The organism is Sphaerothrix gracilis Ecp01 (assembly GCF_030405905.1).
GTDB lineage: Bacteria > Cyanobacteriota > Cyanobacteriia > Phormidesmidales > Phormidesmidaceae > Sphaerothrix > Sphaerothrix gracilis.
In genome coordinates this window covers 69,227-83,386 of sequence record NZ_JASATW010000008.1, presented here as the reverse complement: position 1 = coordinate 83,386, position 14,160 = coordinate 69,227, and the positions used below count along the sequence as shown (strand labels likewise).

Annotated in this window: 10 protein-coding genes; 7 read left to right on the top strand and 3 right to left on the bottom strand. The window is 50.7% G+C overall.

Going from position 1 to position 14,160, the window contains the following annotated elements; genetic code table 11:
* The first annotated feature begins 11 nt into the window (after window positions 1-11).
* The 4 genes from QJQ48_RS10650 (at window position 12) to QJQ48_RS10635 (ending at window position 5,168) form a co-directional block, all read left to right on the top strand.
* Window positions 12-1,067 carry an NAD-dependent epimerase/dehydratase family protein gene (locus tag QJQ48_RS10650; protein ID WP_346291212.1) on the top strand — a complete coding sequence of 352 codons (1,056 nt, stop codon included), beginning with the start codon at window positions 12-14 and terminating at the stop codon, window positions 1,065-1,067.
* Window positions 1,068-1,427: 360 nt separating this feature from the next.
* Window positions 1,428-2,597, top strand: a complete 1,170-nt coding sequence (locus QJQ48_RS10645; protein WP_346291211.1) for an acyltransferase family protein — start codon at window positions 1,428-1,430, stop codon at window positions 2,595-2,597.
* 54 nt (window positions 2,598-2,651) lie between these two features.
* Window positions 2,652-3,908 carry a glycosyltransferase family 4 protein gene (locus QJQ48_RS10640; protein WP_346291210.1) on the top strand — a complete coding sequence of 419 codons (1,257 nt, stop codon included), beginning with the start codon at window positions 2,652-2,654 and terminating at the stop codon, window positions 3,906-3,908.
* A 477-nt stretch (window positions 3,909-4,385) separates the two neighbouring features.
* On the top strand, window positions 4,386-5,168 hold the full coding sequence (locus QJQ48_RS10635; protein WP_346291209.1) for a WecB/TagA/CpsF family glycosyltransferase: 783 nt from the start codon (window positions 4,386-4,388) through the stop codon (window positions 5,166-5,168).
* A gap of 80 nt (window positions 5,169-5,248) precedes the next feature.
* Here QJQ48_RS10635 and QJQ48_RS10630 read toward each other — a convergent pair whose 3' ends face one another.
* Complete coding sequence (locus QJQ48_RS10630; RefSeq protein WP_346291208.1) at window positions 5,249-7,009, bottom strand: serine/threonine protein kinase; 1,761 nt, start codon at window positions 7,007-7,009, stop codon at window positions 5,249-5,251.
* Between the two features lie 304 nt (window positions 7,010-7,313).
* Here QJQ48_RS10630 and QJQ48_RS10625 point away from each other — a divergent pair, with 304 nt between their 5' ends.
* Both QJQ48_RS10625 and QJQ48_RS10620 read left to right on the top strand, forming a co-directional pair.
* Window positions 7,314-8,759 carry an SLBB domain-containing protein gene (locus QJQ48_RS10625; protein ID WP_346291207.1) on the top strand — a complete coding sequence of 482 codons (1,446 nt, stop codon included), beginning with the start codon at window positions 7,314-7,316 and terminating at the stop codon, window positions 8,757-8,759.
* 170 nt (window positions 8,760-8,929) lie between these two features.
* Complete coding sequence (locus tag QJQ48_RS10620; protein WP_346291206.1) at window positions 8,930-11,200, top strand: GumC family protein; 2,271 nt, start codon at window positions 8,930-8,932, stop codon at window positions 11,198-11,200.
* A gap of 75 nt (window positions 11,201-11,275) precedes the next feature.
* Here QJQ48_RS10620 and QJQ48_RS10615 read toward each other — a convergent pair whose 3' ends face one another.
* Entirely contained in the window at window positions 11,276-12,397 is a 1,122-nt protein-coding gene (locus QJQ48_RS10615; protein ID WP_346291205.1) for an ATP-grasp domain-containing protein, read from the bottom strand.
* A 138-nt stretch (window positions 12,398-12,535) separates the two neighbouring features.
* Between QJQ48_RS10615 and fghA the strand changes: the two genes are divergently transcribed.
* A complete protein-coding gene (gene fghA, locus QJQ48_RS10610; protein WP_346291204.1) occupies window positions 12,536-13,387 on the top strand; it encodes an S-formylglutathione hydrolase in 852 nt (283 codons plus the stop codon).
* Window positions 13,388-13,404: 17 nt separating this feature from the next.
* Here fghA and QJQ48_RS10605 read toward each other — a convergent pair whose 3' ends face one another.
* Window positions 13,405-14,139: a hypothetical protein gene (locus QJQ48_RS10605; protein ID WP_346291203.1), complete on the bottom strand. Its 735-nt coding sequence runs from the start codon at window positions 14,137-14,139 to the stop codon at window positions 13,405-13,407.
* Window positions 14,140-14,160: the final 21 nt, after the last annotated feature.

Sequence of the window (14,160 nt, the reverse complement as noted above, 5' to 3'; positions counted from 1 at the left end):
GAGTTTTTCTGATGAAGGTATTGGTAACAGGTTCAAGCGGTCTAATTGGCTCCGAAGCGGTTGAATACTACGATCGCGAAGGCCATCAGGTCGTGGGCGTTGACAACAATATGCGGGCCGAATTTTTTGGCAAGCAGGGGGATACGCTTTGGAATTTGGGACGACTAAAAGAGTCCACCCAGCAGTTTTCACATCAGAGCATTGATATTCGCGATCGCGATCGCATTTTCAAGCTCTTTGAAGCCGAAAAATTTGACTTAATCATTCACTGCGCCGCTCAGCCTTCCCATGACAAAGCCTGTCAAATTCCTTTGCTCGATTTTGAGGTCAACGCTCTAGGAACCGTCAATCTTTTAGAAGCCACTCGTCAATTTTGTCCGGAGGCTGTTTTTATTCACATGAGCACCAATAAGGTGTATGGAGATGCCCCCAACGAAATTCCCCGGGTTGAATTGGAGAAGCGTTATGATTACGCCAACCCTGAAGACTACAACGGTGTTTCTGAAGCGTGCCGCATAGACCGCTGCCTGCATTCTCTATTTGGCGCTTCCAAAGCGGCGGCAGATATCGTAGCTCAAGAGTATGGTCGCTACTTTGATATGAACGTGGGTATTTTCAGAGGCGGCTGTCTCACAGGCCCTTCCCACTCAGGAGTAGAACTACACGGCTTTTTATCTTACTTAGTCAAGGTGGCCGTCAGCGGTCGCACCTACAAAGTCTTCGGCTACCAAGGTAAGCAGGTCCGAGACAATATTCACAGCTACGATGTGATTCAAGCTTTTGAAGCCTTTCGCCGTAACCCCAGACCGGGTGAGGTCTATAACCTCGGCGGTGGGCGCGGCAACAGCGTTTCTATGATGGAAGCTTTCGATCGGGTAGAAGCAATTACCGGGCGCAAAGTTCAGTGGGAATATGTTGAGCGCAATCGTATTGGCGATCACATTTGCTATATCTCAGACCTGAGCAAGCTCAAGTCTCATTTTCCTGATTGGGATATTACCCGCAGCCTAGATGACATTTTCCAAGAAATGGTAGAAGCTGAGCAATCCCGCATGGCGGTTGTTTAAAGCCGTTGGCACAAGCCTCTAGCTGATATAGAGTTGAGAACTCAATATCTTAGAGCAGTTCACAGGTCAGGGCTGAGGTCTTCAATTTAAGTTGAATAGTTGACTCAGCCCCATGATTTCTCAGGTTTAATAGCTTACCCAGCTTGAACTGATCCGCTGTAGCCCTTTAGATCCGACGCTAAAGCAGATCAAGATGTGGTGCATCAGTTTGTATCTGTGTTTAGGCAGTATCCTTCACGTGAGCGGGTTTAATCCGACACGGTGCTGGCGAGCCACCTGTAGAGTTTTGAGACACGTTTTTGATCTAACCCTGCTTTTCAGCAGTTTGATCCGGCGAAAATCTCTCTATAACTGTGAACTATGTTAAGCAAGATAGACGGTCAGCGCTTACAAAAGTGCCTTAAAGTTTTTGATTTAGTTCCCGATCGGCCTGCTTCTAAAACCTGGCTGCCCTCTCTAGATGGATTACGAGCGATCGCGGTTATACTTGTGTTCTTAGAGCATGTCACTGGAAACGTGTTAGAAAGTAGCTCAAGTGATCGGACTTTGACTACTTTTTTTAACTTTGGTCATGCAGGCATGGGACGCTCTGGCGTCTATTTATTCTTCGTATTAAGCAGCTTTTTGTTAACCAGCCAGTTGCTACGACCGAGTGTCAAATTTCGCAGTTTCTCTTTGTGGATAAACTACGGATTCAAGCGATTTATTCGCATTTATCCGCTTTATCTGTTTGTTCTCCTAGTCTACGTCGTATTTCCAAGCTTCAAATACAGCTTTCATGATCTGGCTGCCCATTTGGCACTACAGGCAGCCGGAAATCATTTTTGGACAATTCCAGTGGAAGTCAAGTACTACTTTATTCTGCCGGGAATTGCCTGGTTAATCAGTAAGCTGACACAGCGCAGCTTGTCGCTGGCAGTTCTGACGATGTTTAGTTTGATGCTGATTAGCGAGCTGATAGAAGCTACTATTTGGACATCGGCTCGGCTTTCGGTTTTGCCTCACCTATCGATCTTCCTCATCGGCTCTCTAGCCGCACTGATCCATAGCCAACTGCTTAATCAGGCTGAGCAGCCGGGTCGCGTTAAAACTGCGATGGAAGTCTTATCGATTCTAGCGGTATTAGGCATTGCCATCAGTCTGCAGACACAGCCGGTTCATCTCGCTTGGTTGTGGTTGTTCGGAAGTGAAATGCCTATGGTTGCAGATAATCACTGGCTCTATCAGCTACACGGCCTGCTTTGGGCTATCTTGCTAGTCTGTCATTTACACGGTCGTGGCTGGATCAGTCATGTCCTCAGTTGGAAGCCGCTTCGCTACATCGGCGTAGTCAGCTTTGGTATCTATCTCTGGCACATCGCGGTTTTGGGCTACCTTGACGCTCATTTAACGCTGCCTAGCTTTGCCAAGGTGGCGGCGATCGCAATTGTGACGGTGGCAGTGGCCACGGTTACTTATATCACAATTGAAAAACCTACCCTGCGGTTACGGCTACTTAGACCGCCTTCAGCCTCTCTGGCCTACAAATAGTTTTTCTGGCTGGATTTCCTTTTCCAACTTTTAGCAGCTCAGGAGTCACCACTTATGAAATCTCTCATTCTCAGTACCTCTGATATTGAAGGGGGTGCTGCCAGAGCTGCCTATCGCCTGCATCAGGGATTGCGGTCAGTGGGAGCGCCGTCCCAAATGCTGGTTCGCGCTAAGCTGAGCCGCGATCGCTCAGTAATTGCGGAAAAGTCATTGCTGACGAAGCTGGGACCTCAGATGAACGGCAGAGCGGTGCGGAAATATCCTCAACGCAATCGGATGATTTCGGCTCAGTGGTTTCCCGATGCGATCGCTAAGCGCGTTGAGCAAATTAATCCCGACATTGTCAACCTTCACTGGGTTTGCAACGGTTTTGTCAAAATTGAGACGCTAGCTCGGCTGAAGCGACCTCTAGTCTGGACTTTACAGGACATGTGGCCGATGACGGGTGGCTGTCACTATAGTGAAGACTGCGATCGCTATCAAAAAGCCTGTGGCAGTTGTCCTCAGCTAGGCAGCGATCGCGAGCAGGACTTGACCCGATCTATTTGGCGGCGTAAACAAAAAGCTTGGCAAGCTGTTGATTTAACTATTGTGACGCCAAGCCAGTGGATGGCTGACTGTGTTCGGGCTAGTTCTTTGCTCGGCGATCGCCGAGTTGAGGTGATCCCGTTTTGTTTAGATACCCAAACCTACCGACCCTTTGATCAAAAATTTGCCCGTAACGCCCTGGGACTGCCACAAGACAAGCAAATCATTCTGTTTGGGGCGCTGGCAGCTACTATTGATCAGCGCAAAGGATTTCACCTACTGGTGCCCGCCCTACAGGCTCTAGGACAGAAGGGGTGGCAAGACCGGGTCGAGCTAGCGGTTTTTGGTTCCTCTGAACCGGAAAAACCAATCGATTTAGGTTTTAAGGCCAACTATCTAGGTTCGTTTCAGGATGATTTGAGCTTAGCAATGGTTTACTCGGCTGCTGATGTCATGATTGTGCCCTCGCTGCAGGAATCTTTCGGCCAAACGACTTCAGAAGCATTAGCTTGCGGAACTCCCGTCGTGGCCTTTGACGCAACCGGACCGAAGGATATTGTGGATCACCAACTGAATGGCTATCTTGTTAAGCCCTATGAAGTCGAAGACTTGACCCAGGGAATTGCCTGGATTTTGGCAGATCCCGGTCGGTTAACCCAGCTAAAAATACGGGCGAGGGAGAAAGCTGAGCAAGCTTTTGCTCTAGACATACAGGCCAAACAATATCTTCAACTCTTTACAGAACTACTCCAGCCCGGTTCCCCCAAAGCGAGTCGCGCCTGAAAAGTCTTAATCGTTAATCAGTACTAATACTGTCTCCTGAGCTGCTTAAAGCCTGCTGTGGTAGCAAAAATACTTACACCGTCATGATTTGAGTATGGATTGCTACCGAAAAGGCAACGAGCCTAGAGCCGCAGGTTTGCTACTAGCCAATCCGCTCTTGCTTCAGGCTGTCAGCTTAGCCTGCGGAATTAGATTGTTTAATGGTGGCTCAAGAGCCTGCTGGTCTAAGTATTGAGGCTAGCTCATCTAAACGGACATAGAAATATTTCGAGCCTGGCTTTTTGATCCCGGAGCGATCGCGGTGAAATTCCACACTGCCTAAATACTATTCGGGTCATTCTTCATCGGAACTTTTCAGTGTCAAGGGTATCCACTGAATAGAATACTCACATAGGAGAAGGTTTCTTTGAAGCCATCCTACTCCCCTCTATTTGCATCGATAAGAGTACAAATTTATAACGACCTCTTAGGAAAGGTATGGCTAAATGTCTCCCTGCAATTGACGTTATTAGTTCACCCGTGACGGCGCTGCCCTTTGGTCAGCAAATCAACCAGATCGTGATTTGGGCTAAAGAGCGCAAGAGCAAGTTTGTCTGTGTGGCAAACGTGCACATGCTTATGGAAGCCTACTGGCGAGAAGATCTAGGGAATGTGCTGCGTCAGGCTGATATTGTTACGCCAGACGGTATGCCTCTGGTTTGGATGATGCGGCTTTTAGGTGCTACAACACAAGATCGCGTAGCTGGATTAGATATTTTGTTCTCCACTGCAGAGACTTGTGCTAGAAGCGATGTCAGTTTGTTCTTCGTCGGTTCTGAGCAGCCCGTCCTCAATCGTATGCGGCAGCGTCTGCTACGAGAATTTCCCGATCTAAAAATCGCGGGTATGCAACCGCTGCCGTTTCGGCCCTTAACCCCTCTAGAAGACGAAGCACTTATCAAACAGATTAACGGCAGCGGGGCGGGCGTCGTTTTTGTCTCCCTTGGCTGTCCCAAGCAAGAGTACTGGATGGCCCAACACCAGGGCAAAATCTCAGCCGTCATGATTGGCTTGGGTGGAGCGTTCCCAGTTTATGCAGGACTGCAAAAGCGCGCTCCCCGTTTTATCAGAGAGCTGGGTCTAGAGTGGTTTTACCGTCTGGTGCAGGAGCCTAAGCGACTCTGGCGTCGCTATGGTTCAACCATTCCTCCCTTTGTCTGGTTAGCCATGAAGCAGCTTTGGTCTCATCGTTGCTCTCAGTCCCAAGAGCTACCAAGCTAAACCGCCATAGTTTGTATTTGTTAGTCGTTAACAGTGGCAGCGTGGTGATGGCTGCAACGCTCTTGTACTCTCTAGGTACGCTAAGGACGAATCAGATGTTGCTGCGATCGCTGTTGGTTAGCCAAAACTCTAGCTCGACGTAACGGCTGCTGCACTAAATGAGCCGCTAAGCCCAATCCAGTCAGAGCCACTAAAGCTAAAATCCCAGGCTGAGACAGTCCCACTGTCAGCCCCAAACTCAGACTACAGCCCAGTAAAGTTGTCAAGATTGCTACCCTGATCGCAAAGCCGTTATTAAACTGTCTTTGCACCAGCGCTTCAACGGTCATGCCTAGAACCAGTCCGGTAATCCAGCCGCTGACTAGACCGGCCCCGCAGCCGAGCAAAATTTCAGAGAGGCTGCCGCCGATCTCGCCAGCCATGAACCAGGCTGACAAGAAAGTTGCAGCACCCACTAGGCCGCCCGCTAAAACCCCAGCATTGGCGCTGACCGCTGAACCCGTAGCGGCTAGGGTCCAGCCCGCTACCTCCAAACCCGCCGCCGTGCCCGCCGCCGTACCAAAAGTTGCTAGCGCTAAATCACCTTCGAGGGCGACATTATTGAGGACAAACCAGTAAAGTCCCCGATACAGAAAGAGGCAAAAGAGAAATAGTAAACTCAAGGACTGCCAGTAAGCCTGCTTTTGACGCCCCAAAATAGGAGCCGTCTTCACCTGCAAGTCAATAGAATAGCTTTCAGGTAGCGCATTGGTGGTCAGTCGCAGAGTTCGCTCATAAAGGCGATCGCTCATTAAGCGTCTAACATCAACAGTGACCTGACAACAGGTGTGATTACCGCGAAACGAGCTTGGATGAAGCGTAATCCAGGAATGTTCACCCGCTAGAGCTGGATCGTGGGGATGCGATACAACTTCCCACTGCCCCTCTAGGGTCGTTTCCGGAATAGGATTATCGATTTCAAGCGTGTGCGTGAGGATCTGAGCCGATCCGGTGGCGGCAAGCTGGATTTTGGCAGCACTCAGCCGCACCTTGGGCGCATAGATAGGGCAAGCTGGAACGGCCTGCAAAGCTTCTACAGCATTGGCGTAGCGGTCTTTCAGACGAGGCTCAACCATCCGTTCGAGCCAGCTAGTCCAATGGGGGTTAATTTTAGGCACCAAATGCTTGAACTTGACCCGGTAGCTAATGTCAACAAGATCGCCAATACCGTCCGGCTTGGTTCTAGTCAGTAAGCAAACCAGTGTCATACCCAAACCGTAAAGATCGGAGGCTTCGGTCAGCGTCCGGTTAAAGAGCTGCTCAGGCGGCATAAAGCCCAGGGTCCCTTTCACAACGCTGCTGACGCCCACTTCGCCATCGCCAATGCGAGCAAAGCCAAAGTCCACTAGGTAAACATTGAGCTGTTCATCCACCAGGATGTTGTCTGGCTTGATGTCGCGGTGGATCACAGGCGGTAGACGCGACTGCAAGTAGACCAGAATTTTAAGAACGGCGATCGCAATTGTCTGGACTTCAGCAGGGCTAAAACTACGATTCGCGGTTAAAGAAAGTGCCTGCTTGTACTCCTGCACCATGCAAAAGCCAGCGTCCGTTTGAAACCCATCTAAATACCGAGGAATACCTACGTGATTGAGCGATCGCAGCACTTCAATCTCACGCTGATAGGTATCGTAATCAGACCAAGTGGCCTGTGTTTTGGCAAACTGAAACTGTTTAATGACAACTTTAGTTTGGGTACAATTACGCTTGGCTAAATAGGTGACGCGCCCCCCGGCTCGATTGCAGCCAAGCTCTTGCTCAACCTGATAACCATGATTGCTGAAGTCCGGACAGTCAGTCATAGATTTTCGAGTAAAGTTGGGAAATGTATCACCGATCAGCCTGTGCTTCACATAAAGCTAGAAGCAGCATAACTTGCTCTTAGTTTTCACGCAGTAACTTTACAAAGCCTTGATGATCAAAGTTCAAAATTAGCCCGGTATTTCACTTAGGATTTATACAGCCTGATGTTGTAAGAAGTTTTCGCAAAACTCCTGATACCTGGCCGTAGGGCTACCTTACAGCTCGGTAGGATTTGAGAGAGGTTTCAATATTCTTCTCAGCAACTCTCCTCAAAATCTATGAAGCTCCTGCGAGTTTTTACCCATGACTGCGTCTAGCTTCCTTTCACGATCTTTAGTTTCATCCCTGACTGGCTTAACCTTGCTCGTCTCACCCACAGTTTCGGCGCTAGCCGCTAATTCTGTGCCTGCTCAGGGAGTAGACACTAGCCGCTTGGCTCAGATTCCTGAAGCTGGTTATTCACTGGGCGCTGGCGATCGCATTCGCATCGATATCTTTCGGGTTCCTCAATACAGCGGTGAACACGAAATTTTAATCGACGGTTCAGTCACTTTACCCGTTGCTGGCAGAGTCAACCTATTGGGACTAACGCCCGATCAGGCTGCTGCTGCCGTCAGAGCCGCTTACAGCAACATTTTGAGACAGCCCAGGATTACAGTGGTTTTGCTAGCGCCTCGGCCATTGCGGATTGGGATCGCTGGAGAAGTCGCAACACCCGGTTCCTATACGGTTGAGCGGACAGGGGCCCAGTTTCCGACAATTACCAGCCTATTAGAGAAGGCTGGCGGCGTGACTCAGCTTGCAGACCTGCGGCAGGTGCAGATTTACCGGCCTCGACCTACAGGCGGCAATGAGTTCATTACGGTCGATCTTTGGCAGCTAGTTCAGACAGGTGACCTGCAGTATGACGTCACGCTGCGCGATGGCGACAGCGTCTTTGTGCCGACTGCAACTGCCCTCAATCTGACTGAGGCGCTACAGCTTTCATCAGCTAGCTTTGCGGCGGATGAAAGTCGCCCGCTCAATATTGCTGTTGTCGGTGAGGTCTTTCGTCCAGGTCCTTATACAGTCACTGGCACAGCTCGCACCGGCGCGGCTGGCGTTCCCGGCGGTGGGGGCGGTACCTCAATCCCGCCAACTGTTACGCGAGCTATTCAGGTCGCTGGCGGGATTAAGCCTTTGGCTGACGTGCGCGAGATTCAGGTGCAGCGTCAAACCCGAACCGGGACTCAGCAAACGATTGCCGTGGATCTCTGGCAGCTACTGCAGCAGGGAGATCTCACGCAGGATATCGTGCTACAAGAAGGTGATACGGTCGTGGTGCCGACTGCTGACGGTATTAATTCCGAAGAAGCAGCTCAGCTTGCCTCGGCTAGCTTCTCGCCCGACACGGTACAGGTCAATGTCGTGGGTGAAGTGACCAGTCCCGGTATTATTCGCGTTCCGCCTAATACGCCTCTCAATCAAGGACTGCTAGCGGCTGGCGGCTTCAACAACCGAGCCAGTCAGGGGGAAGTTGATTTAGTCAGGCTGAATCCCAATGGCACGGTAGAGCGTCGCACGGTTGATGTCAATTTTGCCGAAGGTGCAGACTCAGACAGCAATCCAACTTTACGCAACAACGACGTCATCATTGTGAGTCGCTCAACAGCAGCCAGTATTGGCGATACGCTCGACAATATTGCGCGGCCCATTAGCAGTGCTTTATCACTTTTAACCTTGCCTTTCACACTGCTACGGCTGTTCTAAAAAGATCCAAATCTCGCACATGGCATAATTAGCTACTGCCCGGTTCAATTACACGTTGTTACAAGTTTTGGTATCAATCAGTTATAACTTTCTGGCCCTGGTCAATATGAACTGAAAACTACCTCAAGTTTTGATTTTTCCTGTAGGGTTTAGCCAAGGTAGACATTTTCATGAACGCTGATCACTCCCTCCAGCCCGCTTCAATTCCACCAACGCTTCCTGCGATCAGTCCAAACGTCAGCGGGGATGAGGGAGGCTTAGACCTAACTCAGGTCGTTGGCGCTATTCGCCGTAAGCTCCTACTGGTGGCTGGTGTTACCACAGTTGTCGCCTCCGCTGCCGTGCTCAAGGCACTGACGGATACGCCGGTCTACGAAGCAGACTTTGAACTTTTAACTAAACCTGTCACTTTAGAAACGCAAATTATTTCTGCTGCCAACCCGAATACGCTGAGCAACCAGGAAGAAATTGTGGCCGTCTCTGTTGACGAGGCAAAGCTGAAGATTCTGATGAGTCCTCGGGTAATTGATTCAGTCGTTACAGAAATTCAAGACAGTTTTTCAGAAGAGATCAGCTACGACGAGATTGTGGGTGGGCTAAGCGTCAAGCCAACCTCTCCTGACATTTTACAGGTGGTCTATCAGCACCCCGATCGCGAAGTCGTTAATATTGTGCTGACTACGGTGGCTCAGGCCTATTTGGACTTTAGTTTAGAGGAGCGACAAAGCGATATTTTACGAGGAATTGCTTTTGTCGATGAACAGTTACCGCAGTTGCGATCGCGCGTGGATAGTCTCCAGGCTGAGCTAGAAAGTCTGCGTCAGGCCTATAACCTAATCGATCCTGAACTACAGGGACAACAGCTTTCCCAACAGGTCAGCGGTTTTACCCAAGAACAGCTCAACATTCGTGTTCAGCTAGAGGAAGCAAAGCTGCTCTATGCCAACCTACAGCAAGAACTCAACCAGCAGGGAGAAACCGCTGCCTCATCGCTCCTCAAGCAAGAGACGCGCTACCAAAGCCTGCTTGATCAGCTACTTGCCATAGACACCCAGCTAGCAGAAGAGTCTATTCTTTTCTTAGACGGCAGCCCAGAAATTCAGTACTTACAGGAACAGCGACAAAACCTGCTGCCGCTGCTACAGCAAGAAGGCAACCGAGTTGAGCGGCAGGTGGCTGGCAATATTCGAGAGCTGCAAAGCCGCGATCAGGCTCTCGGACAGGCGATCGCGCAGCTTAATGAGCGCATCAAACAGCTTTCTTCGGTCGCCCGCCGCTACAGCGATATTCAACGCGAACTGCAGATTGCAACTGACAACCTCAACCAGTTTTTGTCTAAGCGGGAAGCACTGCGCATCGATGCCGCTCAGCGTCAAACGCCTTGGGAGCTGCTCACCCAACCGGGCAGGCCAAAGGCCTCAGCCGCCAGCGTCAAGCGCAATTTAATGCTGGGAACTGTCTTAGGTTTACTGCTGGGAATTGGCGCGGCTCTAATCGTCGATCGCCTCAGCAGCATTGTCTACACCCTCAAAGATCTCAAGTCTATTGGTAAGCTCCCGCTGTTGGGCGTCATTCCCTTCAACGAGTATTTAGAAAAATATGGTCCTGCCGCCAGCGTCGCGACTCGTCTACGTCAGGCAGGCTATATTTTCGACATTACTGATAATGAAGATGAGCTACAGACTCAGGCCTCAACGCCTTTTGTAGAAGCGTTTCGATCGCTCTATGCCAGCCTGCGCTTACTAAATCCAGACCGCCCGCTGCGCTCGGTGACCACCAGCTCAGCGATTCCTAACGCTGGAAAAACCACCGTGAGTATTCACTTAGGCCAGGCCGCAGCGGCAATGGGACAGCGCGTGCTGATCGTCGATGCCGATCTGCGCCGTCCGAGCATACACAAGCAGATCGGTTTAAGAAATAACAAGGGACTCACCGACCTAATTTCAACCGCTGAGCTTGAAATTGAAGATGTCATTCAGCAAGTGCCCCTAGATGAAAATCTACACGTGATTACGGCAGGTACGCTGCCGCCCGATCCGACTAAGGTACTGTCTTCTCAAAGAATGCAGCGATTTATGCGGGAGGCCGAAGAAAAGTTTGACTTTGTTATCTACGATATGCCGCCGCTGCTGGGCTTTGCCGATGCTTACCTGGTAGGCGCTCATACGGGCGGCTTCTTGATGATTGTTGGCCTTGGCAAGGTGAAGCGCTTTGTCATTGAGCAGGCCATTGAAGAACTAAAAGTCTCAGGCATTCCAGTTCTGGGCATGGTTGCCAATGGTGCTCAGGAGAACTCAATTACCACCTACAGCTACTACCAGTACTACAACCAAAACGGCCAGGTGAAAACTAACGGTCATCTGCCGAGTGCAGATGCCAAGGGTGGGCTGATTGATTCAATCAAAGATCTTTCAATTATGAAGTCCCTGACTAAGCGATAGAAAGGCTATGCCTAACAGCGTTCTACGGATCGCTTGTTTATGCTCGCCTACTCAACTGGGTCAGCGAACGGCGCTTTAGAGATGCTCTGCTAAGGCGGCACTTAACTGCTCTTGCTGCTGGGGTGAACCTGCCAACAGCACTGAGATTTGGCCAACTAGAATCGGACCCCAATTGACTAGAATAGCGCCTACATGGGTTTGTGGATTAAATTCCAGCTCTCCTAAATTGATGTCTTTGAGCGAACGATAGCGGGTTTTGAAGTTTTTGTGCATCCAGTGAGTGATCCCGAGTTTGCGGGCAATCCCGGTGGGATAGGAGGCCCCGTTGAAGCGAGGATTGCATTCAATGGCGAGAAACTTCACGGTGTTTGCGCTGTCGTCCTCGTCCGCTTCGGGAACAACAGCCACGTCAAAGGCAAAAATGCCTTTAATCCCGTTTTGCACCACCCATGCCGCCATTGGATCAACGGTTTCCCAGGGGGCATAGCTTGCCGGATGGCGATTGCCCTGATGGGTAAAACCATCTAGAATCTGCTCTGTTGCCGCTAAACGCTCGGCGCCGTCTGGCGTTGCCTGATACTGGAGGTTTAAAAAGGTGGGCGCAACCACTTCTGCCTGGATCTGTATCGGCATTTCGTCGGCGATCGCCTCTAAACCCGCCAGCAAATCTGACTGCTTTTCACAGCGAACAATCCCAACTCCATCTACTGAAATAGCTGGTTTCAGGTAGCAGGGATAGGTAAATTGCGCTTCAGGCTGCAGCTCAGCTTTACTAGCGAAACACAGCGTTTGAGGAACCTTCACGCCGAGTTCATGGGCGAGTTGAATAAAATTATTTTTGCAGTTCATGAACTTCACCGCTTTGGCCCAGGCTGGATCTAACTGCTCGAACCAGCGCTGCCGTTTTTGATGTAGCTGTATAGTATCGCCAAAGTAAAAAACGGAGCGATCGCACTCGTCGTGCTTTTCAAGATAGTCTAGGGAGTCGTCCCAAATGACCGTTTCAGTATGCTCTAGGCCAATGCGGCGGTAATGTTCTAAGATAAATGGCCACTCTGCAGCTAAATCTGGATGTAGCTGAATAATATCTTCAGGAGCGGTCATGCCTAACACTCGACCGCAATAAAGATAATTGCCTGTCACCTTGTCATGGGTGCAGGTCATAATGCTGTGATTGTAAATAGTTTTTTGAGACACTTTTTAAAGCAATACAGTGTACATTCTGTTCTAAGTTTTGCTGAATTCATGGGTTCAACTGTATTGATAGATACTTTTTAAGATCACTTTTAGAATCGCGATCGCTCCCTTCCTGACCTCCATCTGCTTCAATCTTTTATGTCTCAGGCTTTTGAACTTATCAGCGAACAAACCTGCTTTGAGGGCACAGTAGGGTTTTACCGCCATGCTGCCGCTGCCTGCGCTTGTGAGATGCGCTTTGCCGTCTTTATTCCACCCCAGGCGCAAGAGCGCCCCGTTCCAGTTCTCTATTACCTATCGGGGCTGACTTGTACGGCAGAAAATTTCACCACCAAGGCCGGAGCGCAGCGCTACGCGGCTGAAGCTGGCCTCATGCTAGTCGCTCCTGATACCAGTCCTCGTGGAGAGGACGTTGCCGATGAGGCAGACTGGGATTTAGGCCAGGGAGCAGGCTTTTATGTGGATGCCACCCAAGCCCCTTGGAGCGCCAACTATCAGATGTACCGCTACGTGACTGAGGAGCTGCCAACGCTGATTGCCGCAAACTTTCCGGTAAGGGGCGATCGCGCTGGAATTTGCGGTCACTCGATGGGGGGGCACGGGGCTTTAATCTGCGGCCTGAAAAATTCAGACAAATTTCGCTCTATTTCAGCTTTTGCCCCCATTGCGGCTCCGTCTCGCTGTCCTTGGGGCCAAAAGGCGTTTAGCCATTACTTAGGTGAAAATCAGGCAGTCTGGCAGTCCTACGATGCCAGCGAACTAGTGCTACAGATGGCCGATCCAGAGCGCTCGATTCTAATTGATCAGGGCACTGGGGATCAGTTCTATCAGCAGGGGCAGCTACTGCCTGAGGTATTTCAGGCGGCCTGCGAGCAAGCCGGACAGCCTTTGATCTTGCGCCTGCAACCGGGCTACGACCACAGCTACTACTTTATTGCTACCTTTATCGGCGATCATATCCGGCATCATGCCCAGGCGCTGTGCGATTAGCTGTAATCGCTGTTTGCCTAAAAGTCTCTTGATCTGTAGCGGCGCGATCGCCACCCGATAAAGACGGCTCCGCAGACAGCGCCAACAGTGAGGCCCAGCCAAACGAGGCGCTTTTGGGCTGCTGCTAAGGCGGGGCGGGGCATCTGCTGCTGGGGGAGATTTTCTATGGCTGTGGGGGGGACATCAGCAAATAGCTGGTAGGTCTGGGTCAGCGCCACCAACAGAGCTGCAGTAAGATTGTCAGGCAACTGCTGGCGTACAGCTTGTTTAACGGGTTTCAGGCGGGCGCTGTTGCCAATGGGAGTTTGGCTGAGCTGGCTGCCGTAGGTAATGGCAATGCTGTGAGTAGGTTCAGCCGCGAGATTGACGGCAAACACAATTGCGTTAGGGGCGAAAGTGCTTTGTGATATTTGGCGCAGCCCTGCCTCTGCCTCGACGCGATCGAGTTGCTGATGCCAAGCCTGCTGACCAGAGACAGGCGTTGCAGTGACATAGATGAGGACCTGGATGCCCGCGCGAAACCAGGGGCGGGCCGCTGCGCAAACAGCCGCGCGATCGATAGTCTGAGTAACCTCTAGGCGCAGTTGGGCATAGGGGCAGGCTTGCGCCAGGGCTGGGGCAGTTAAAAAAGTTTTGGTCGCACTGCTTAGGGCTATAAAAACGACTGAGAAAAACGCCAACAGCCTTTTTAGACGTAGTCTAGGCATTCCCTGATGCTGCTTCATGCCGCAATAAGGCCATTGTAAAAACATGAGAATTGGCTAGATAATCAG